Origin of the sequence: Rhodanobacter ginsengiterrae, assembly GCF_050026815.1 — a bacterium.
In the GTDB taxonomy this organism is placed as follows: domain Bacteria; phylum Pseudomonadota; class Gammaproteobacteria; order Xanthomonadales; family Rhodanobacteraceae; genus Rhodanobacter; species Rhodanobacter ginsengiterrae.
The window spans coordinates 79,407-99,940 of sequence record NZ_JALBWO010000055.1 but is presented as its reverse complement, the minus strand read 5'-3'; the positions used below and the strand labels follow the sequence as shown (position 1 = coordinate 99,940).

At 66.5% G+C, this 20,534-nt stretch carries 22 protein-coding genes; 19 read left to right on the top strand and 3 right to left on the bottom strand.

Annotated elements, in window-relative coordinates:
- The first annotated feature begins 5 nt into the window (after positions 1–5).
- The 6 genes from ACQGNJ_RS11530 (at position 6) to ACQGNJ_RS11505 (ending at position 3,974) form a co-directional block, all read left to right on the top strand.
- Positions 6–260, top strand: a complete 255-nt coding sequence (locus ACQGNJ_RS11530) for a YciI family protein (RefSeq protein WP_426689390.1) — start codon at positions 6–8, stop codon at positions 258–260.
- Between the two features lie 29 nt (positions 261–289).
- Positions 290–1,021 (top strand): bifunctional 2-polyprenyl-6-hydroxyphenol methylase/3-demethylubiquinol 3-O-methyltransferase UbiG, encoded by a 732-nt coding sequence (ubiG, locus tag ACQGNJ_RS11525; protein WP_426689389.1) that lies wholly within the window; start codon positions 290–292, stop codon positions 1,019–1,021.
- Positions 1,018–1,701 (top strand): phosphoglycolate phosphatase, encoded by a 684-nt coding sequence (gph, locus tag ACQGNJ_RS11520; protein ID WP_426689388.1) that lies wholly within the window; start codon positions 1,018–1,020, stop codon positions 1,699–1,701. Before ubiG ends, gph begins: the two co-directional genes overlap by 4 nt.
- A complete protein-coding gene (locus ACQGNJ_RS11515; RefSeq protein ID WP_426689387.1) occupies positions 1,698–2,552 on the top strand; it encodes an isoprenoid biosynthesis enzyme family protein in 855 nt (284 codons plus the stop codon). Before gph ends, ACQGNJ_RS11515 begins: the two co-directional genes overlap by 4 nt.
- A 112-nt stretch (positions 2,553–2,664) precedes the next feature.
- Positions 2,665–3,612 (top strand): GTP cyclohydrolase FolE2, encoded by a 948-nt coding sequence (folE2, locus tag ACQGNJ_RS11510; protein ID WP_426689386.1) that lies wholly within the window; start codon positions 2,665–2,667, stop codon positions 3,610–3,612.
- 32 nt (positions 3,613–3,644) lie between these two features.
- Entirely contained in the window at positions 3,645–3,974 is a 330-nt protein-coding gene (locus tag ACQGNJ_RS11505) for a DUF1294 domain-containing protein (protein WP_426689385.1), read from the top strand.
- A gap of 37 nt (positions 3,975–4,011) precedes the next feature.
- Here ACQGNJ_RS11505 and yidD read toward each other — a convergent pair whose 3' ends face one another.
- Entirely contained in the window at positions 4,012–4,716 is a 705-nt protein-coding gene (gene yidD, locus ACQGNJ_RS11500) for a membrane protein insertion efficiency factor YidD (RefSeq protein ID WP_426689384.1), read from the bottom strand.
- Here yidD and dksA point away from each other — a divergent pair.
- Positions 4,634–5,638, top strand: coding sequence for an RNA polymerase-binding protein DksA (dksA, locus tag ACQGNJ_RS11495; protein ID WP_426689383.1), 1,005 nt, complete (start codon positions 4,634–4,636; stop codon positions 5,636–5,638). The genes yidD and dksA overlap by 83 nt on opposite strands.
- Positions 5,639–5,759: 121 nt before the next feature.
- On the opposite strand, the gene ACQGNJ_RS11490 is transcribed toward dksA, so the two are convergent.
- Both ACQGNJ_RS11490 and cysS read right to left on the bottom strand, forming a co-directional pair.
- Positions 5,760–6,191: a SufE family protein gene (locus tag ACQGNJ_RS11490; protein ID WP_426689382.1), complete on the bottom strand. Its 432-nt coding sequence runs from the start codon at positions 6,189–6,191 to the stop codon at positions 5,760–5,762.
- A 63-nt stretch (positions 6,192–6,254) separates the two neighbouring features.
- Positions 6,255–7,625, bottom strand: coding sequence for a cysteine--tRNA ligase (cysS, locus tag ACQGNJ_RS11485; RefSeq protein ID WP_426689381.1), 1,371 nt, complete (start codon positions 7,623–7,625; stop codon positions 6,255–6,257).
- A 190-nt stretch (positions 7,626–7,815) separates the two neighbouring features.
- On the opposite strand from cysS, the gene ACQGNJ_RS11480 reads away from it, so the two are divergent.
- From ACQGNJ_RS11480 to ACQGNJ_RS11425, 12 genes are all read left to right on the top strand, one after another.
- Complete coding sequence (locus ACQGNJ_RS11480; protein ID WP_426689380.1) at positions 7,816–8,346, top strand: glycine zipper 2TM domain-containing protein; 531 nt, start codon at positions 7,816–7,818, stop codon at positions 8,344–8,346.
- A 301-nt stretch (positions 8,347–8,647) separates the two neighbouring features.
- Positions 8,648–9,703 carry an N-acetylornithine carbamoyltransferase gene (locus ACQGNJ_RS11475; RefSeq protein WP_426689379.1) on the top strand — a complete coding sequence of 352 codons (1,056 nt, stop codon included), beginning with the start codon at positions 8,648–8,650 and terminating at the stop codon, positions 9,701–9,703.
- Between the two features lie 6 nt (positions 9,704–9,709).
- A complete protein-coding gene (locus ACQGNJ_RS11470; RefSeq protein ID WP_426689378.1) occupies positions 9,710–10,333 on the top strand; it encodes an FMN-binding negative transcriptional regulator in 624 nt (207 codons plus the stop codon).
- Entirely contained in the window at positions 10,330–10,803 is a 474-nt protein-coding gene (locus tag ACQGNJ_RS11465) for an OsmC family protein (RefSeq protein WP_426689377.1), read from the top strand. Before ACQGNJ_RS11470 ends, ACQGNJ_RS11465 begins: the two co-directional genes overlap by 4 nt.
- 28 nt (positions 10,804–10,831) lie before the next feature.
- Complete coding sequence (locus ACQGNJ_RS11460; RefSeq protein ID WP_426689376.1) at positions 10,832–12,025, top strand: argininosuccinate synthase; 1,194 nt, start codon at positions 10,832–10,834, stop codon at positions 12,023–12,025.
- Entirely contained in the window at positions 12,022–13,122 is a 1,101-nt protein-coding gene (locus ACQGNJ_RS11455) for an acetylornithine deacetylase (RefSeq protein ID WP_426689375.1), read from the top strand. The genes ACQGNJ_RS11460 and ACQGNJ_RS11455 overlap by 4 nt, the downstream gene beginning before the upstream one ends.
- Positions 13,119–14,435: an acetylglutamate kinase gene (locus ACQGNJ_RS11450; RefSeq protein ID WP_426689374.1), complete on the top strand. Its 1,317-nt coding sequence runs from the start codon at positions 13,119–13,121 to the stop codon at positions 14,433–14,435. Before ACQGNJ_RS11455 ends, ACQGNJ_RS11450 begins: the two co-directional genes overlap by 4 nt.
- 138 nt (positions 14,436–14,573) lie before the next feature.
- Positions 14,574–15,536 carry an N-acetyl-gamma-glutamyl-phosphate reductase gene (gene argC / locus ACQGNJ_RS11445; protein WP_426689373.1) on the top strand — a complete coding sequence of 321 codons (963 nt, stop codon included), beginning with the start codon at positions 14,574–14,576 and terminating at the stop codon, positions 15,534–15,536.
- A 107-nt stretch (positions 15,537–15,643) separates the two neighbouring features.
- Entirely contained in the window at positions 15,644–16,948 is a 1,305-nt protein-coding gene (argH, locus tag ACQGNJ_RS11440; protein ID WP_426689372.1) for an argininosuccinate lyase, read from the top strand.
- A gap of 14 nt (positions 16,949–16,962) precedes the next feature.
- Complete coding sequence (locus ACQGNJ_RS11435; protein ID WP_426689371.1) at positions 16,963–18,102, top strand: acyltransferase family protein; 1,140 nt, start codon at positions 16,963–16,965, stop codon at positions 18,100–18,102.
- A complete protein-coding gene (gene proB, locus ACQGNJ_RS11430) occupies positions 18,099–19,268 on the top strand; it encodes a glutamate 5-kinase (protein ID WP_426689370.1) in 1,170 nt (389 codons plus the stop codon). The genes ACQGNJ_RS11435 and proB overlap by 4 nt, the downstream gene beginning before the upstream one ends.
- Positions 19,265–20,524: a glutamate-5-semialdehyde dehydrogenase gene (locus tag ACQGNJ_RS11425; RefSeq protein ID WP_426689369.1), complete on the top strand. Its 1,260-nt coding sequence runs from the start codon at positions 19,265–19,267 to the stop codon at positions 20,522–20,524. The genes proB and ACQGNJ_RS11425 overlap by 4 nt, the downstream gene beginning before the upstream one ends.
- The last annotated feature ends 10 nt before the right edge of the window (positions 20,525–20,534 follow it).

The following is a 20,534-nucleotide window of genomic DNA, read 5'->3' as shown; positions in this document are numbered from 1 at the left end:
GCGCCATGAACCGATATCTGATCTTGCTGATGCGACGACCCGAGCTCGATCTGGCGGTCGTGCCGCGCCATCTGGCGTATCTGGACGGCCTGCGGGAACAGGGCCATGTTGAGCTGTCCGGCGGCTTCAGCGACCAGTCCGGCGGCGCTTATCTGCTGCGCGCAAACGACCTGGCCGAGGCCACCACCCTCGCGCACGACGATCCCGCCCACCGCAGCGGCGGCTGGGATGTCACGGTGCACGAATGGCTGGCGCACTAAACTCCATGGCTGCCACAGAGGATTCGACCATGCACACCGAGCACGCCGGCACCGTGAACGCCCCGACCAACGTAAGCGCGGACGAGATCGCCCGTTTCGACAGCCTGGCAGCGCGCTGGTGGGATGCCGATGGCGAGTCGCGCCCGTTGCACGATCTGAACCCCGTGCGGGCGGCCTACATCGCCGAGCGCGTCGATCTGCGCGGGGCGAAGGCCGCCGATGTCGGCTGCGGCGGCGGCCTGCTCAGCGAGGCGCTGGCGCGCGCCGGTGCGCGGGTCACCGGCATCGACCTGGGTCGCAAGGTCATCGACGTGGCGAAGCTGCATCTGCACGAGTCGAATCTGAGCGTCGACTACCGCGTGCAATCCTCGGCCGAACTGGCCGCCACCGAAGCGGCAAGTTTCGATGTCGTGTGCTGCATGGAGCTGATCGAGCACGTGCCCGATGCCGCGGCGCTGGTGAACGACCTCGCCGCGATGCTGAAGCCGGGCGCGCGCCTGTTCATGTCGACCATCAACCGCACGCCGGCCGCGTTCGGCGCGGCGATCGTGGGCGCCGAGTACGTCATGCGCATGCTGCCGCGCGGCACCCATCATTACGCCCAATTTCTCAAGCCGTCCGAGCTGGGTCGCCTGCTGCGCCATGCCGGGCTGGAACTGGAAGACGTTTCCGGACTGGGCTACAACCCACTGGCCCGCAAGGCGTGGCTGAGCCGGATCACCGCCGTCAATTACGTGCTCTGCGCACGCAAGCCGGCATGAGTCGTCCGTTGCCGGAAAACATCCAGGGCGTGCTGTTCGATCTGGATGGCACCTTGCTCGACAGCGCACCGGACCTGTACGCCGCACTGATCGCGCAGTGCGCGGAAGAACAGGTGGTTCCGCCGCCCTATGCGCCGGTGCGCGAGGTGGTGTCGCGTGGCGCACGCGCCGTATTGCGCTGCGCCTTCGCCGAGCGTGGCGAGGAAGGGCTGCTGGCCCTGGTGCCTCGTTACCTGGAGCTGTATCAGCAGGTCATGGCGGGGCAGACGCGGGCCTTTGATGGCGTTGACGAACTGCTGGCGCGGATTGAGGCACAGGGGCTGCGCTGGGGCATCGTCACCAACAAGGCGGCTTTCCTCACCGACGAACTGGTGCAGCGCATCGGCTGGGCCGATCGGGCCAGTGCCGTGGTTTCCGGGGACACCTTGCCGGTGAAGAAGCCCGATCCGGCGCCGGTGCTGCTCGCCTGCGAACGCGCGGGGCTGACGCCGGCGCGTTGCCTGTTCGTCGGCGACGATCGCCGCGACGTCCAGGCCGGTGCCGCGGCGGGTCTCTACACGGTGGCGGTGCACTGGGGTTATCTGGACGGTGGCGATCCCGCAAGCTGGGGTGCCGATGCGGTGGTGGATCATCCATCCGCTCTGGTGACGCTGCTGCAACTGCAAATGGTCAACGCATGATCGAGCTGGTCGAACAGAACGCGGTGCTGCAGGGTTTCATCGACAAATGGCTGGCGGTGCAGCCGCAGCAGCGCATCGCCTTGGCCTTTGTCGACGGCCGCCGCTATCCCGGCCACGTGGCGCTGGCCGCGCTGGAACAGGAGCTGCTTGGCGCCGCCTACGGCATCCGCGAACCGCAGGTGGCGGCGGCCAAGCTCAACTGGTGGGCCGAAGAACTCGCCGGTGCCGCCGCCAGTGGCGGACGGCACCCGCTCAGTCAGGTGCTGTTCGACGACGAGCGCGCGCACGCCATGCCCGCCGAGTTGTGGCTGGCGCCCGTGCTGGCGGCGATGGCCCAGCTGGAACAGGGCACGGCAGCTGACTTCGCCGCGCAGGTCGAGGCGGCCACGCCATTGCACGGCGCACTGGCAGCGCTGGAGACCGCATGGTGGTACGGCGTGGAGGCTTCGTCCGCGCGTGCGACGCGGGTCGCCGTGCTGAATCATCTGTTGTACGCGCTGCTGCGGCTGGATACCGATGCCGAGCGGGACCGTCTGCCATTGCCGATGGCGCAGCTGGCGCGGCATGGCCTGGATCGCACGCGACTGCGCGGCGCATCGGCGCAGCGGCAGCAGGCGATCAAGGCGCAGCTTGACGACCTGCTGGCCAGCTGGCGTGCGTCCGCCACGCTGAGCGGGCCGCTCAGCGTGTTTCGTGCGCTGGAGTCGCGGCATGCCCAGCGCCTGGCACAGCGTGCCGCCAGCTCGGGCGAGGCGTTGACCAGGCTGCAGGCAGGCCAGCCGCGCACCGGGTTGTCGACGGCGCTGCAGGCGTGGCACGCGGCACGCGCGTGGCAACGCCAACGGCAGTAAGTTCGTTCAAGACGCAGCGTTTCCCCCGCGCCACTATTGCCCCGCGGGCTGCGTGCCCCAAGATTGCGTGCTTCACGGCGAGTCGCTTCGCCGCTGTCAGGACTCCGCCATCATGCCGAATCAGGAAAATACCGCCCGCCTGCTGCCCGACGTGGCGGTCCATGCGCAACCTCATCTCGCCGGTGCGCTGGACTGGGTCGGCATGGCCGACATCCAGGTGCCGGTGCTGTTCGACGCCGGTGATGGGCAGCCGCAGCGCGCCAGCGCCCGGGTGGGTGCGTTCGTCAACCTGAAGCGTCCGGACAAGCGCGGTATCCACATGTCGCGGCTGTACCTGCAGGTCGAGCAGGCGCTGAGTGCGCAGACACTGAGCGCGGACATGCTGCACGCGTTGCTGCGCGGCTTCCTCGATTCGCACAAGGACCTGTCTGATCGCGCCTGCCTCAGCATCCGCTTCGAGCACCTGGTGCGCCGCCCCGCGCTGAAAAGCGCCAACAGCGGCTGGCGCGCCTATCCGGTGTGCATCGAGGCCAGCCTCACCGGCGACGAGTTTCTGCTCGAGTTCGGCACCGAGGTGGTCTACTCCTCGACCTGTCCGGCATCGGCTGCACTGTCGCGCCAGCTTATCCAGGATCAGTTTGCCAGCGACTTCACTGCGGGTCAGGCACTTGACCATGCTGCGGTGCTGGCCTGGTTGGGCAGCGAGAAGGGGATTGTGGCCACCGCACATGCCCAGCGCAGCGTGGCGCGCCTGCGGGTGCGTCCGGCAATCGGCATGGGTTTCCACCTGATCGATCTGGTCGATCGTGTCGAACACGCGCTGGGCACGCCGGTGCAGACTGCGGTCAAGCGGGAAGATGAACAGGCCTTCGCCCTGGCCAACGGCGGCAACCTGATGTTCTGCGAAGACGCCGCCCGGCGCATCCAGAAGGCGCTCGATGCCGACGCTCGGCTGGGCGATTTCCACATCCGCGTCGAACACCAGGAAAGCCTGCACCCGCATGACGCCGTCGCCTACGCCAGCAAGGGAGTGGAAGGCGGCTACGGCTCGTCCGTATAGTCCCTTTTCGGTAGCGGGCATTCGGGGATTCCATGCGGCAACAAGGCGCGGTCGTGGAGTGGCATGACTCGCGTGGCCAGGGCTTGGTGGTAGCCCCGCCACCGGACAGCGCATCTTCCTGCACACATGACGAGCAGCCCGCCGCCCAGGGAAGTTGGCGAACCCACGAATCCACTTTGCAACTGCTTGCCCTGCCGCGCGGCCGGCCGGGTGCATGGATAGCGCAGAAACATCTGCGGCACAAATCCCGCAAGGGTAGTTTCCGGCTGACCTTCGGGGTCATGGTGGTGATCAACCTGGCGGGCTTGCTGTGGCTGTGCCGGCAGTCGTCGCCAGGCGGCGGACTGCCGCCTGCCTGGTGACTTCACCGGGCGAGCGGGTACATCACGGTGACTTCGGTCAGTGAAGGTCGTGGCCGTGGGTGTCCTGCTTGCAGCGACAGCGCGGGTAACGGAAATGATCGGGCACCGGATCCTCACCGCCTTCGCACAGGGGCTGGCAGCGCAGCAGGCGCCAGCCGGTCAGCAGACTGCCGCGCCAGGGCCCGAAGCGGGTGACTGCAATCCGTGCATAATCGGAACAGCTGGGGTGGAAGCGGCAGTGCGGGCCGAGCAGCGGACTGAGCCAGCGCTTGTACAAACGCAGCAACCACAGTATGAATCGGGTTGGGATATTCACGGTGCTGCAGCGGCTTGCATCGGGTAATGGTACAAGTATCCCAGATACAGGCTTGCTGGTGCAGCACGCATGGGCTATAACACCCGGCCGCCACGGCCACAAACGGTGAAGGGATATGGCGAAAACGACGCGTAGTTCGACCGCCGCCAAGGCGCAGAAAGGCAAGGCTTCGTCTGGAAGCAAGGCAGGCAAGTCGACGACAGTGGCAGGCAAGGGAGCGACCGTGAAAAACGCGAGCAAGACATCAGCCAAGGCAGCACCGAAAACCGTCGCCAAGGCCAAGCCCAAGGCAGCGGGCAAACCCGCCAGCAAGCCGGCCGCGAAGAAAGTCGCGCCCAAGCCGGTGGCCAGCAAGTCCGCCGCCAAGTCGCCTGCGAAGAAAGCCGGTCCGGCCAAGGCACCGGTGGCGAAGAAAGTCGTTGCCAAGAAATCTGCCGTGAAGAAGGCGCCAGCCACCAAGGTCGTTGCGAAGAAACCCGCACCGAAGAAGCCCGTCACCAGCAAGGCCGCCGCCAAGAGTGTCAAGCCTGCTGTCGCGAAGACCCGCAGCGCTGCCGCAACATCGGCAGCGAAGCCGGCCAAGGCGATCGTCAAACAGCCCGTTGCGGCGAAGCCGGCCGCCAAGCCGGCGCTGACAGCGGCGGCCAAGCCCGCAGCAAAAGTGGTCAAGCCAGCCCCCGCCGCAAAAGCGCCGGTCAAGGCAGCCGCGCCGGTGGCGGCTGCCAAGCATGTATCCCCTGCACCCGCCAGCACCCTGTTCAAGGGCAAGGTGGCGAGTGCAACCGCCATGGTGACTCCGCGCGCAGAAACTGCCGCGCACCATGCCTCTTCCTCCAAGAAACAGAAAACGTCGTCGTCAATGAATAAACTTGCTGCAAAAAAACTCGATAACGGGATCACCCAAGAAGACGGGCGATACGCGCTTCCCTCCACCAGCAACATCAGTTTGCCCAAGGGTTACCGCCCCTCGCCGAACGAGGAGTACATGAATCCGATGCATCTGGCGTACTTCCGCAACAAGCTGCGCGACTGGCGCGACCAGCTTGTCGAGGAGTCGCGACAGACCATGGACAACCTGCGCGACGAAGTGCGTGACGTCGGTGACGAAGCCGAACGTGCTACCCGCGAGACCGAAAACTCACTGGAATTGCGCACGCGCGATCGCTACCGCAAGTTGATCTCCAAGATCGACAAGGCACTGCGCCGGATCGAGGAAGGCAGCTACGGTTTCTGTGAAGAAACCGACGAGGAGATCGGCGTCGATCGTCTCGATGCCCGGCCGATCGCCACCTTGTCGCTGGATGCGCAGGAGCGTCGCGAGCACCTGCAGAAGCAGATGGGCGACTGAGTGCGGTTCTTTTGCGCTCCTGCGTGAGCGCAAAGATCAAGCCGGCATCCAAGCCGGATTTTTCAAGCAAAGCCCCGCCTCGTGCGGGGCTTTGTCTTTCAACGCATCGGTGCGGGCGCGCTCAGGCCAGTGCCTGCGCGGCATAGCCTTTCAGTTTCGCCAGCGTTGCGGCCAGGCCATTCGATCGCGTGGGCGACAGGTGCTTTGCAAGGCCGATGGTGCCGATGAAGGTCGGCTCCGTGACCAGAATTTCGGCGGCCGGGCGGTCGGAGTAGACCCGCAACACCAGGGCGAGCAGGCCGGACACGATGGCCGAGTCGCTGGCCGCCTCGAAGTGCATGTTGGAGGCATCCCCGCCGGGCACCAGCCAGACCATCGACTGGCAGCCATGCACGCGGTAGTCGTCGCTCTTGTGCGCCTCGGGAAAGTCCGGCAACTGCTTGCCGAGGTCGATCAGGTACTGATAACGCTCGGTCCAGTCGCCGAAAAAAGCGAATTCCTCGGCGATCTGCTGTTGCGCCTGTTCGGCGCTGCTGCTGGCGGTGGCATTCATGGCGACATTATCGCGCGCACGGCGGCGAGAAATGAAACGAACCAGTCCGCTTTTGCACCTGGCTCATGCCTTGACGATGCTCCAGCGGGTGCCCTGGGCGCCATCCTCGATCGCGATGCCCAGCGCGGCAAGCTCATCGCGGATCGCATCGGCCCGCGCGAAGTCGCGTGCGGCCCGCGCGGCTCGACGCTGCTCCAGCAGGTCCTCGATGCGCGCCTCGTCGATCGCCTTGTCGCCGCGCCTGAACCAGGCTTCCGGGGCCTGCTGCAGCAGGCCGAGCAGGGCGCCGCCGCCCAGCAGCGCGGCCTTGGCTTCGGCGCTGCCGGACTGGCGCGCGGCATCGGCCAGTACCGACAACTCGGCCAGTGCCTGCGGCGTGTTGAGGTCGTCGCACAGGGCGGCTTCGATGCCCGCTGGAACCGGCAAGTCCGCGGACGGCAGTTCGACCGCTGCCAGGTCGCGCAACACGCGATACCAGCCATCGAGCGTGCTGGTAGCCTGGGCGATGGCCGCGTCGGACCAGTCCAGCGGCTGCCGGTAGTGACCGCTCAGCAGGCGCAGGCGCAAGGCTTCGGCCGGATGCAGCTTCAACAGTTCGTGCACCAGCAGGACATTGCCCAGCGATTTGGACATCTTGCGGCCGTCGAAGGTGAGCATGCCGTTGTGCATCCACCAGCGCGCGAACACCTTGCCGCCGTGGGCGCAGGTGGACTGGGCGACCTCGTTCTCGTGGTGGGGAAACAGCAGGTCGACGCCGCCGGCATGGATGTCGATGGTTTCGCCCAGGTGCGCGGCGCTCATCGCCGAGCACTCGATATGCCAGCCCGGGCGACCGCGGCCCCATGGGCTGGGCCAGCCCGGCAGCTCCGGCGTGGAGGGTTTCCACAGCACGAAGTCGCCCGCATTGCGCTTGTAGGGTGCCACTTCCACCCGCGCGCCGGCGATCAGCTCATCCGGGTCGCGACTGGACAACGCGCCGTAGGCGGCAAACGAGCCGACATCGAACAGCACGTGACCCTCGGCGACGTAGGCATGACCACCTTCGATCAGACGCTCGATCATCGTGATGATCTGCGCGATATGCGTGGTGGCATGGGGCTCGATGTCCGGCGGCGCCACGCCGAGCCCGGCCATGTCGTCGCGGTAGGCCTGGGCGAAGCGGTCGGTGATCGCCTCGATCGGCACACCCTGCTGCTGCGCAGCGGCGTTGATCTTGTCGTCCACGTCGGTGATGTTGCGGGCATACAGCACCTGCGGGTAATGCCGTCGCAGCAGCCGCACCAGCACGTCGAACACCACCGGCCCGCGCGCGTTGCCGATATGCACGTAGTTGTAGACCGTCGGTCCGCACAGATACATCGTCACCCGCCGGGGATCGAGCGGTACGAATGGCTCGCTGTGGCGAGTCAGGCTGTTGTAGAGCGATATCGGCATGGGTGGAATCCGCGGCATGGGCCGTGCGGGCAGTGGCGCGACCAGCCCGGCATCTTAACAAGGTGTAAGCGGTTGAGTCGCGCCGGCCGTCATTTGCCCGATTCTAAGGGTGTATTCAGCGTGAATTTGCTGCAATGGCTGCCAGTACGCGCATCTGCGCGAGTGATGTTTCAGTAACCGGGAGGTCGTGATGACCAAGCTGTGGATTTCCGCGCTGGTGCTTGCCTTGATGGCAGGCGGCGCTTTTGCACAGGATGTGCGTTACGCCAACCCCAGCAATGACGACAACGCCCACTATGGCTGGGCCGATGTGCTGCGAGCAGACCCGGTGCAGGGCGTCACCCGCACCGAAGTGCCGCGGCAGGAATGCTACGACCAGCCGGTGGTTCGCCACGAAGGCGGCAACAGCACGGCCGGAACGGTGCTGGGCGCCGTGATCGGTGGCGTGCTGGGCAACACCGTAGGCAAGGGTGACGGGCGCAAGGCGGCGACGGTCGTTGGCGCCGTGGCCGGCGGCGCCGTCGGCAACCGCGCCAGTCGTGGCCGGGACTACGAAGACACCCAGACCCAGTGCCGCGAGGTCAGCTCAATCAGTGAACAGCGCCGGATCATCGGCTACGACGTGGAGTACCGCTATCGCGGTGAGGTGTATACCTCGCGTCTGAGCTACGACCCCGGTGAGCGCCTGCGGGTCCGGGTACGGGTCGATCCCGCGGATTGACCTCGCACGAGCAACGCCGCCCTGCCGGGTGGCGTTGCTTTTTGGGCCACCATTTTCTTGTTGCATGGCAGCGAAATTGTCGGCATGATGCCTGACAGTTACCCGGAATCCTCATGTCTGCAGCCGTCTATACCGCCACCGTACTGACCAGCGCCCGCGCAGCCGCTGGCATGACGTCGCGTGCGCGCCGACCGTTGTATCGATACTCGGCCGGGTAGGCAGTCGCACGCGTTTGAAGGTGCATCGACGACGAAACCCGGCCATTGCGCCGGGTTTTTTGTGTTTTGGATGGGAGTAAATCATGGCTCTACGGCACTTCATCACCACCCAGGATTACAGCCGCGCCGAGATCGACGTGCTGTTGGAGCAGGCCGCCGCATTCAAGCGGGAACTGCGCCTCCATGCGCAGGAACCCGCCATCCCTGGCGGGACTCCTCGACAAAACAGCCAACAGCTCGCCGGCAAGTCGATCGCGCTGCTGTTCTTCAATCCCTCGATGCGCACCCGCACCAGCTTCGAGCTGGGCGCGTTCCAGTTGGGTGGCCACGCGATCGTGCTGGCGCCGGGCAAGGATGCATGGCCGATCGAGTTCGAGGTTGGCAGCGTGATGGACGGCGATACCGAGGAGCACATCGCCGAGGTGGCGCGGGTGCTCAGCCGCTACGTCGACCTGATCGCCGTTCGTGCGTTCCCGAAATTCCAGGACTGGGCGGTGGATCGCGAGGACAAGGTCATCAAGGCGTTCGCCCAGTACGCCACGGTGCCGGTGATCAACATGGAGACGATCACCCACCCCTGCCAGGAACTGGCCCACGCGCTGGCGCTGAAGGAGCACCTGGGCGACCTGCAGAACAAGAAGTACGTGCTGACCTGGACTTATCACCCAAAGCCGCTGAACACCGCAGTGGCGAATTCCGCGCTGCTGATCGCGACCAAGCTGGGCATGGACGTGACCTTGCTGTGCCCCACGCCCGATTACGTGCTGGACGAGCGCTACATGGCGTTTGGCCGTCTGAATGCCGAGCAGAATGGCGGCTCGCTGAAGGTCAGCCACGACATCGAGGAAGCCTACGCCGGCGCCGACGTGGTTTATGCCAAAAGCTGGGGCGCGCTGCCGTTCTTCGGCCGCTGGGAAGAGGAGAAGCCGGTGCGCGAGGCCAGCAAGCACTTCATCGTCGACGAGGCGAAGATGGCGCTGACCAACCAAGGCCTGTTCAGCCACTGTTTGCCGCTGCGCCGCAACATCAAGGCCACCGACGCGGTGATGGATTCGCCCGCCTGCATCGCCATCGACGAGGCCGAGAACCGCCTGCATGTGCAGAAGGCGGTGATGGCGGCATTGATCGGGCAGGGCTGAGCCGTCATGTACACGCCGAAGCATTTCGTGGAAAACCGCGTTGAAGCCCTGCATGAGCTGATCCGCGCGTATCCGTTCGCCACGCTGGTGACCTGCGCGGCCGACGGGTTGACGGCCAATCACCTGCCGTTCGAACTCGTCGGCGAAGTGCTGCACGGCCATGTCGCCCGCGGCAACGAACTGGCGCGACTGGACGGGGCCGAAGTGCTGCTGGTGTTCCAGGGGCCGGACGGCTACATCAGCCCGAACTGGTACCCGAGCAAGCACGAGACCGGGCGCGAGGTGCCGACCTGGAACTACGCGGTGGTGCACGTGCACGGCCGGCTGCGCGTGATCGACGATGCGACATGGATGCGTCGCCTGCTGGAAACCCTGACCGATCGCCATGAAGCGGGCCAGCCGCAGCCCTGGAAGATCAGCGACGCACCGGACGACCACATCGAAAAGTCGCTGCGCGCGATCGTCGGCCTGGAAGTCTCGATCGATCGCATCGAGGGCAAGTTCAAGCTGAGCCAGAACCATCCCGCGCGCAACCGCGCGGGCGTGATCGCCAGGCTGCGCGAGCGCGACGGCGATGGCGACGCGGAACTGGCCGCATGGATGTCCCAACAAGGGGAATCGAAACCGTGAACCATCAGCATCACTATCGCGTCGCGGTGGAGTGGACCGGCAACCTCGGCAGCGGCACGGACGGTTACCGCAACTACAGCCGCGACCACGTGATCCGCATCGACGGCAAGCCGTCGATCGCTGGTTCCTCCGACCCCACCTTCCGCGGCGATGCCACGAAGCACAACCCCGAGGACATGCTGGTCACCGCCTTGTCGACCTGCCACATGCTGTCGTATCTGCACATGGCCACCGTGGCCGGCGTGGTGGTGACGGCGTATAGCGATGCTGCCGAAGGCACGATGGCCACCGAAGGCGACGGCGGCCGCTTCGTCGAAGTGGTGCTGCGCCCCACGGTGACCATCACTGCCGCCAGCGACCCGGCCAAGGCCGAGGCCGCGCACGAGGCGGCGCATCATGCCTGCTTCATCGCCAATTCCGTGAATTTCCCGGTGCGCTGCGAGCCGCGCGTCGTCGTCGAAACCGCCTGACCACCCTTCTTTCCAGGATCCGCAAGCCATGAGCAAAGACATCGTCCTCGCCTTCTCCGGCGGCCTCGACACCAGTTTCTGCGTGCCCTATCTGCAGGAGCGCGGCTGGGCCGTGCATACCGTGTTCGCCGACACCGGCGGCGTGGATGCCGCGGAGCGCGCTTTCATCGAAGGGCGCGCGCAGGAGCTGGGCGTGGCCAGCCACGTCACCGTGGATGGCGGCCCGGCGATCTGGGCGGGCTTCGTCAAGCCGTTCGTGTGGGCGGGCGAGGGCTACCAGGGCCAGTACCCGCTGCTGGTGTCCGACCGCTACCTGATCGTCGAAGCCGCGCTGAAGCGCGCCGCCGAACTCGGCACGCAGGCGATCGCGCATGGCTGCACCGGCATGGGCAACGACCAGGTGCGCTTCGACCTGGCGGTGAAGGCGCTGGGCGACTACCAGATCGTGGCGCCGATCCGCGAGATCCAGAAGGAACACACGCAGACGCGCGCCTACGAGCAGAAGTACCTGGAAGACCGCGGCTTCGGCGTGCGCGCCAAGCAGCAGGCCTATACCATCAACGAGAACCTGCTCGGCCTGACCATGTCCGGCGGCGAGATCGACCAGTGGCAGGCGCCCGGTGCCGGCGCAGTGGGCTGGTGCAAGCCGCGCGCCGAATGGCCGTCCAGACCGCTGCAGGTGAAGATCGGCTTCGTCAACGGCGAAGCGGTGACGCTGGACGGCGAGGCGATCGCCGGGCACACCATGCTGGCCAAGCTCAACGGCCTGTTTGCGCAGTACGGCGTGGGCCGCGGCCTGTACACCGGCGACACCACGATTGGCCTGAAGGGCCGCATCATCTTCGAGGCGCCGGGCCTGACCGCGTTGCTCACCGCGCACCGCGCGCTGGAAGAGGCCGTGCTCAGCAAGCAGCAGAACCGCTTCAAGCCGGACGTCGCGCGCAAGTGGGTGGAGCTGGTCTACGAGGGATTCTTCCACGATCCGCTGAAGACCGACCTGGAAGCGTTCCTGGCATCCAGTCAGTCCACCGTCAACGGCATGGTGACGCTGGAGACGAACGGCGGCAGCGTCGGCGCGGTGGCGGTGGAGTCGAAGCACATCCTCAACGCCAAGGGCGCCACCTACGCGCAGTCCGCCGACTGGGGCGTGGAGGAAGCCGAGGGCTTCATCAAGCTGTTCGGCATGAGCAGCACGTTGTGGGCCGAGGTCAATCGCGGATGAGCGCGCTGCTTGATGCCACGTTGAGACATCTGACGGCGCTGGTCGCCTTTGATACGCGCAACCCGCCACGCCTGATCGATACCGGTGGCATCTTCGATTATCTGCGCGCGCAGCTGCCCGGCTTTGCCGTGACGGTGACCGACTTCGGTGCCGGCGCGGTGGCTTTGCACGCAGTGCGCGGCGAGCCGAAATACCTGTTCAACGTGCATCTGGATACCGTGCCGGATTCGCCGGCTTGGACGGCTGATCCGCACGCCTTGCGGGTCACGGCCGAGCATGCAATCGGCCTTGGCGCCTGCGACATCAAGGGAGCTGCGGCCGCCTTGCTGGCAGCAGCAAATGCGAGCGATGGTCCGCTCGCGTTGCTGTTCACCACCGATGAGGAAGCCAACGATGCGCGCTGCATCGCTGGTTTTTTGCGCGAGCCACACGCTTACGAGGCGGTGATTGTGGCGGAGCCTACCAGGGGCGAAGCGGTGCTGGCGCATCGCGGCATCCAGTCGGTGCTGATGCGCTTTGCCGGCCACGCCGGGCATGCCTCCGGCGAACAGAAGCCCAGCGACAGCGCGCTGCACCAGGCGATGCGCTGGGGCAGCAGCGCGCTCGATTTCGTCGCGGCACAGTCGCACGAGCGCTTCGGCGGGCTGACCGGCCTGCGCTTCAACATCGGCCGCGTCGAAGGCGGCATCAAGGCGAACATGATCGCACCGAGTGCCGAAGTGCGCTTCGGCATGCGGCCGCTGCCGACGATGGATCCGAACCGCCTGCTGACGCAGTTCCGCACCCTGGTGGAGCCGCCGCCGGTGGAGTTCACGGAAACTTTCCGCGGCGCGTCGTTGCCGGCAGGCGACACGGCGAATGCCGAGGCGAACCGGCTGGTGGCCCGCGATCTTGCCGACGAGCTGGGCATCCCGGTCGGCAACGCGGTGGACTTCTGGACCGAGGCGGCGCTGTTCTCCGCCGCCGGCTACACCGCTTTCGTCTACGGCCCCGGCGACATCGCACAGGCGCACAGCGCCGACGAGTGGGTCGCGCTGGACCAACTGCAGCATTACGCAGAAACCATTCACCGCATCGTTGCCAGCAAAAGCGCATGACTACCCATACCCACACCCGCAAGACCATCGTGCGCCTGCTCTCGAGCATGGGCAGCACCAAGGAAATCCAGCAATACCTCAAGCGTTTCTCCGAGCTGGATGCCAAGCGTTTTGCCGTGGTCAAGGTCGGCGGCGCGGTGCTGCGCGACGAACTGGTCGACCTCGCCTCGTCGCTGACCTTCCTGCAGCAGGTAGGGCTGACCCCGATCGTGCTGCATGGGGCCGGCCCGCAACTGGACGAAGAGCTGGCCGCCGCCGGCATCGAGAAGCAGACCATCGCTGGCCTGCGCGTCACCTCGGCCAAGGCGCTCGGCATCTTGCGCCGGGTTTTCCAGCAGCAGAACCTGAGGCTGGTCGAGGCGCTGCAGTCGATGGATACGCGCGCCACCTCGGTAGGCACCGGCGTGTTCATGGCCGACTATCTGGACCGCGATACCTACGGCCTCGTCGGCAAGGTGCGCAGCATCAATCTGGCGCCGATCGAGGCAAGTCTGCGCGCCGGTTCGATCCCGGTGATCGCCAGCCTGGGCGAGACCGACGAGGGGCAGATCCTCAACATCAATGCCGATTTCGCTGCCAACGAGCTGGTGCGCGTGCTGCAGCCGTACAAGATCATCTTTCTCACCGGCACCGGCGGCCTGCTTGACGAGAACGGCAAGCTGATCAATTCGATCAACCTCAGTACCGAGTTCGAGCACCTGATGGCGCAGCCATGGATCAACGGCGGCATGCGCCTGAAGATCGAGCAGATTGCCGACCTGCTGGCCGACCTGCCGCTGACCTCGTCGGTGTCGATCACCCGTCCGTCGGAGCTGGCCAAGGAGCTGTTCACCCACAAGGGTTCGGGCACCCTGGTGCGGCGTGGCGAGAAGGTGCTGCGCTTCGATTCGTGGCGGGGCATCGACCGGGAGCGCATGCGCAGCTTGATCGAATCGAGCTTCGGTCGCACCCTGGTGGCGGACTATTTCGAGCGCACCAGGCCATTCCGCGTCTACGTCAGCGAGAACTATCGCGCCGCGATGATCCTCACCATGGAAGACGATCTGCCGTACCTGGACAAGTTCGCCGTACTCGACGACGCCCAGGGCGAAGGCCTGGGCCGTGCGGTATGGCAAGTGATGCGCGAGGAAAATCCGCGGCTGTTCTGGCGTTCGCGCCACGGCAACCCGGTCAACCCTTTCTACTACGCCGAGTCGGATGGTTGCATCAAGCAGCCCAGCTGGAAGGTGTTCTGGTACGGCATCGACGGTTTCGACACGATTGCCCGCTGCGTGGCGCATTGCGCGCAGCGCACCCCGACACTGACAGATTGAACGCAACAAACGCCCTCCCCTGCGATGCAGGGGAGGGCTGGGGTGGGGTGCTCTTTGCTCTGAAGCCAGAAGCTTCACCCCCTCCCAGCCTCCCCCTGCATGCAGGGGGAGGGGCAAAAACACGGCAGGAATGAACGAATGACAAACGACAAGAAAACCATCGGCATCGTCGGCGCACGCGGCCACACCGGCACCGAGCTGATCCGCATGATCGCGGCGCACCCGGCGCTGGAGCTGGCCTTCGTCTCCTCGCGCGAACTGGATGGCCAGCGCGTCGACGCGCACGTGCCCGAGTACCGCGGTGAACTGCGCTACAGCGCGCCGGCGCATGAGGACCTGCCCAAGCTTGGCGCGGACGTGGTGATTCTCGCCCTGCCCAACGGCAAGGCCGGCGCCTGCGTGGCGGCGTTCGACGCGGCCGGTGTCGATCCGCTGATTCTCGACCTGTCGGCCGACTACCGCTTCGATCCGGCCTGGTACTACGGCCTGCCCGAGCTGACTCGCGGGCAATGGCGCGGCGAGCGGCGGATCAGCAATCCGGGTTGCTACGCCACCGCGATGCAGCTGTCGATCGCCCCGCTGAAGGATCTGCTCGGCGCACCGCCGGTGTGCTTCGGCGTGTCGGGCTACTCCGGCGCCGGCACCACGCCATCGGACAAGAACGACCCGGACAAGCTGCGCGACAACCTGATGCCGTACGCACTCACTGGCCACATGCACGAGAAGGAAGCCTCGTTCCGGCTCGGCATCCCGGTGGAGTTCATGCCGCACGTGGCACCGCACTTCCGTGGGCTTACCGTCACCAGCAACCTCTACCTCACGCGCCAACTGAAGCGCGAGGATGTCCTGCAGCGCTTCCGTGCCGCCTATGAGGGCGAGAAGCTGGTGACAGTTTCCGATGAAGCGCCCTGGGTCAGCCGCATCGCCCATCGCCACCACGCCGAAATCGGCGGCTTCGCGATGTCCGCGGACGGCAAGCGGGTAGTGGTGGTCGCCACCCTGGACAACCTCTTGAAAGGTGCCGCCACCCAGGCCATGCAGAACATCAATCGCGCCATCGGCGTGGACGAATACACCGCCATTCCAGTGGAGCAGGAGTGAGGGAAGAGCAGAGAGGAGCGAGAGAAGAGCTCACGCTCCCAGCGCTCCCGCCCCTCCGCTCCCGATCTCTCCCGCTCCTCACTCCTCTCAACTCACTCCTGGCTCCCATGACCCAACCACTCTGGCAAAAAACCGGCATCCGGATTGACGCGAAGATCATGCAGTTCCTCGCCGGCGACGATGTGCTGCTCGATCGCGAGTTCTTCCTGCATGACATCACGGCCAGCAAGGCGCACGTGGAAGGCCTCGCCAACATCGGCGTGGTCAGTGCCGATGAAGCGGGCGCGCTGAAGCGCGAACTGGATGCGCTGGCTGATGACTTCACCAGCGGCGCCTTCGTGCTGGACGAGCGTTATGAGGACGGCCATTCGGCGATCGAGGCGCGACTCACCGAACGCCTCGGCGATGCCGGCCGTCGCGTGCACACCGGACGCAGCCGCAACGACCAGATCCTGGTGGCCACGCGGTTGTGGCTGAAGGACAAGCTCGTTGCGCTGGAAACGCATTGCCGCGCGATCGCCACCGTCTGTCTCGAGCGGGCGGCAGGCGAGTCGGTTCCGCTGCCCGGCTACACCCACCTGCAGCGCGCGGTGGTTTCCTCCACCGCGATGTGGTTCGCCGGCTTCGCCGAAGGCTTCATCGACAACGCGCTGCGTGCACGCCAGACGCTGGCGCTGATCGACGCCAATCCACTGGGCACCGCCGCCGGTTACGGCGTGAACCTGAAGCTGGATCGCGAGCACACCACCGCGGCGCTCGGCTTCGCCCGGATGCAGATCAGCCCGATCTACGCGCAGTTGTCGCGCGGAAAATTCGAGATGGCCGTGCTCGAGGCGATCGCCAGCGCGCTGCTCGACCTGCGTCGGATGGCGTGGGACCTGTCGCTGTTCACCACCGCTGAATTCAATTTCGTCAAGCTGCCGGACGAGTACACCACCGGCAGCTCGATCATGCCGAACAAGCGCAACCCCGACGTGATCGAACTGCTGCGCGCCAGCTACGCCAGCGTCGCCGCCGCGCGCACCGAGATCGAGCAGTTGCTGTCGCTGCCGTCCGGCTACCAGCGCGACCTGCAGTTCTCCAAGGGCTCGCTGTTCCACGGCGTGCGCCACGGCCTGGGCGCGCTGGAACTGGTCCCCGACCTGCTCGCCAGGTTCGAATGGAACGAACCTGCCATGCGCGCCGCGATCGAGCCGTCGATGTACGCCACCGACGTGGCGATCGAGCAGGCCGCGGCCGGCGTGCCGTTCCGTGACGCCTACCGCGCCGCTGCGGAATCGGCCGCTTCAGCCGGCGCTGGACGCACTCCGGAAGCAAGCCTGGAGCTGCGTGTCTCGCCCGGCGCGGCTGCCGATCTTCGCCTCGAGGATCTTGCCTCGCGACTCGCGGCGCTCTCGTCCCTGGTGAGTTGATGGATACTCGCTCCATGTCGCGCCAGCATCCCTCAAACAATTTCGACGCGGTGCGGTTGCTGGCTGCGGGCATAGTGTTGTGCTCCCATCAATTCGCCCTCACTGGCCGAGCAGAGCCCCGCCCCTTCGGGCTGCTGACGATGGGGACGTTCGGTGTGCTGGTGTTCTTCGCCGTCAGTGGCTATCTGGTGGCGCAGAGCTGGGACCGTGACCCGCACGTGCTGCGCTTCGCTGCAAAGCGGTTTCTGCGGGTGTGGCCGGGCCTTGCCGTGGTCACCCTGGTAGCTGCACTCGTATTGGGCCCGTGGGTTACCGAAGTCAGCTTGCACGACTATTTTCGCTCTCCGGTCACCTGGGACTATTTTTCCCAGCTGTACCTGGGCATTCGGTTTCATCTTCCCGGCGTGTTCGCCCACGCCTGGTTTCCCGGAGTCAACGGCTCGCTCTGGACCATACCCATCGAGGTGCGCTGGTACGGCATCCTGCTGATCGCCGGGGTGTGCGGTTTGCTGCGCAGGCGCCTTCGTTATCCGTTGCTGCTGCTGGTGCTCGCATATGCGACCTATGTCTACGCGGTGTTCGACGTCCAGCACAATCCGCTGGCGGCATTCCCGCTGCCGGATTTCGGCTGCGAATACGGCAGCTACTTCTGCTATGGAGTGGTGCTGTATCACTTCCGCGATGCGTGGCACCGTCATCCCGCTCGGTTGACTGGCGTGCTGGTCGTGGCGGCCGCCTTGATGATGATGCTCGACCATGGCTATACCGCCCTGTTCCTGCTGCTGCCCTGGCTGGTGATCCGTTTCGGCACCTGGTCCACGCCGGTGTTGCGCCGCGCTGGCCGCTTCGGTGACTTCTCCTACGGCATCTACATCTACGCCTACATGATGCAGCAGCTGACGATTTCGCTGACCGACAGGCCTCATCCGTACTGGTGGGGCCTGCTGGTATCGGCGAGCTGCACGCTGACCTGTGCGATTCTTTCCTGGTACCTGGTCGAGCGGCCGGCTTTGAATATGAAGCGCCACCTGCCCGGTGCGGTCCGGCCCGCCGGCGAGGTGCAGGCCGGGACTGATGGGCGGTCGTCGACCCATGCGTCCACCAGTGCAAACCTTGCCGGCGTGCGAATGCCGCCGAACGAGGCCCCGCCATGAACATGCCCGTGGATATTCCGCACCAGCCCTTGCCGGGTTGGCGTCGCGCAGTATTGAAGGTCGGCAGCAACCTGCTCGCCGCCGACGGCGGTGGTCTTACGCCGCGCTACGCCGCAGCGCTGGCCGGTTTCATCGCGGCCAGTCATGCCGAAGGCCGTGAAGTCGTGCTGGTGTCTTCCGGCGCGGTGGCGGCAGGGCGGGCGCTGCTGCGCCAGCATGCGAGCGACGGTGGCGGGCTGGCGGCGCGGCAAGCGCTGGCAGCGCTGGGGCAGGCGCCGATGATCGCGCTGTGGCAATCGCTGTCCGCGCGGCCGGTGGCGCAGGTGCTGCTGACCCACGACGACCTGCGCAACCGTCGCCGCTACCTCAACGCGCGCGCCACCCTTCGCGAGCTGCTGCAGCTCGGCGTGTTGCCGGTGATCAACGAGAACGACACCGTCTCGGTGGACGAACTGAAGCTCGGCGACAACGACAACCTCGCCGCCATCGTCGCCGCGCTGGTCGACGCCGACCTGCTGCTGATCGCCTCCGACGTCGATGCGCTGTACAGCGCCGACCCGCGGCGCGATCCCGCGGCCGTGCCGATCGAGCAGGTGGCTGCGCTGACCCCGGAGATCGTCGCGATGGCCGGCGACGGCGGCAGCGCGGCCGGCACCGGTGGCATGCGCACCAAGCTGCAGGCGGCGGCGAAAGCCGCAGCGGCCGGCATCCCCACGGCCTTGTTCAGCGGGCGCGAGGCGGCCACCGTGCAGGCGCTGCAACGCGGGCGACTGCACGGTACGCTGATCGCCGCGGCTTCCACGCGATTGCAGGCGCGCAAGTACTGGCTGCGCCACGCACCCGCCGCGCCAGGCCGCATCCGCATCGACGCCGGTGCGGCGAAGGCGCTGGCAGGCGGGCGCGTCTCGCTGCTGCCGGGCGGCGTGCTCGGCGCCGACGGCGAGTTCCACCGCGGCGACCTGGTGGAGATCGTCGACGCGGATGGCGCCGCCGTCGCGCGCGGACTCAGCCAGTACGGCGCCGCCGAGGTGCGCCGTCTGGCCGGCCGGCACAGCCGCGAGATCGACGGCGTGCTCGGCTACAGCTACGGCGACGAGGTAGTGCATCGCGACGACCTCGTTGGCATGAACCGCCCGGTTGCACCCGGGCAGGAGATCAACGCATGAGCACGATCCGCGAACAGGCACTGGCTTGCCGCGACGCCGCCCGGGTCGTGGCGGCGCTGGGCAGCGAGGCGAAGCGCGCGCTGCTGCGCGACATGGCCGCGGCGCTGGAAGCGCAGTCCGCCGTGGTGCTGGCCGCCAACGCCGAGGACATGCGCCAGGCCGCGGCGAAAGGCGTGCAGGGCGCCATGCTCGACCGCCTGCGGCTGGACGAGACGCGCGTGGCCGGCATCGCGGGCGCGCTGCGCGAGGTGGCCGAACTGCCCGATCCGGTCGGCGTGACGACCCGCCGCGAGACACGGCCGAGCGGCTTGTCGGTCGAGCGCGTGCGCATCCCGCTCGGCGTGATCGCGATGATCTACGAGGCCCGCCCGAACGTCACCGCGGACGCCGCGGCACTGTGCCTGATGGCCGGTAATGGCGTGATCCTGCGCGGCGGTTCCGAGGCGATCCATTCCAACACGGCGATCGCGGCGGCGTTGAAATCGGCCCTGGAAGCGCATGGCTTGCCGGCCTCCGCATTGACCCTGGTCGAGGATCTGCGCCGCGAGACGATGGTCGAACTGCTTCAGCTCAGCGACATCGTCGACCTGGCCATCCCGCGCGGCGGCGAAGGGCTGATCCGTTTCGTCGACGAACACGCGCGGGTGCCGGTGATCAAGCACTACAAGGGCGTCTGCCATCTGTACGTGGACCGCTCTGCCGACCTCGACCTGGCGTTGAACCTGCTGATCGACGGCAAGACCTCGCGCCCCGGCGTGTGCAACGCGCTGGAGACGTTGCTGGTACATCGCGATGTGGCGGCGTCATTCCTGCCATCCGCCGCCAAGGCCCTGCGCGAACGCGGCGTCGAGTTGCGTGGCGATGAAGCCAGCCGCGCACTGGTCAGCGACATGCACCTCGCCAGCGACGACGACTACGCCGCCGAGTTCCTCGACCTGATCCTCGCCGTGCGCGTGGTCGACGACCTCGATGCCGCGATTGCCCACATCCGTCGTTACGGCTCCGACCACACAGAAGTCATCGCCACCGCGGACGACGCCGCCGCGCAACGCTTCGTGCAGGCGATCCGCTCGGCCGTGGTGATGGTCAACGCCTCCTCCCGCTTCAGCGACGGCGGCGAACTCGGCCTGGGTGCCGAGATCGGCATCTCCACCACGCGGTTGCACGCCTACGGCCCGATGGGCGCCGAGGCGCTCACGGTGGAGCGCTTCGTGGTGCGCGGGGAAGGGCAGACAAGGCATCCGCCGGGCAGGTAGCCGACGAGGT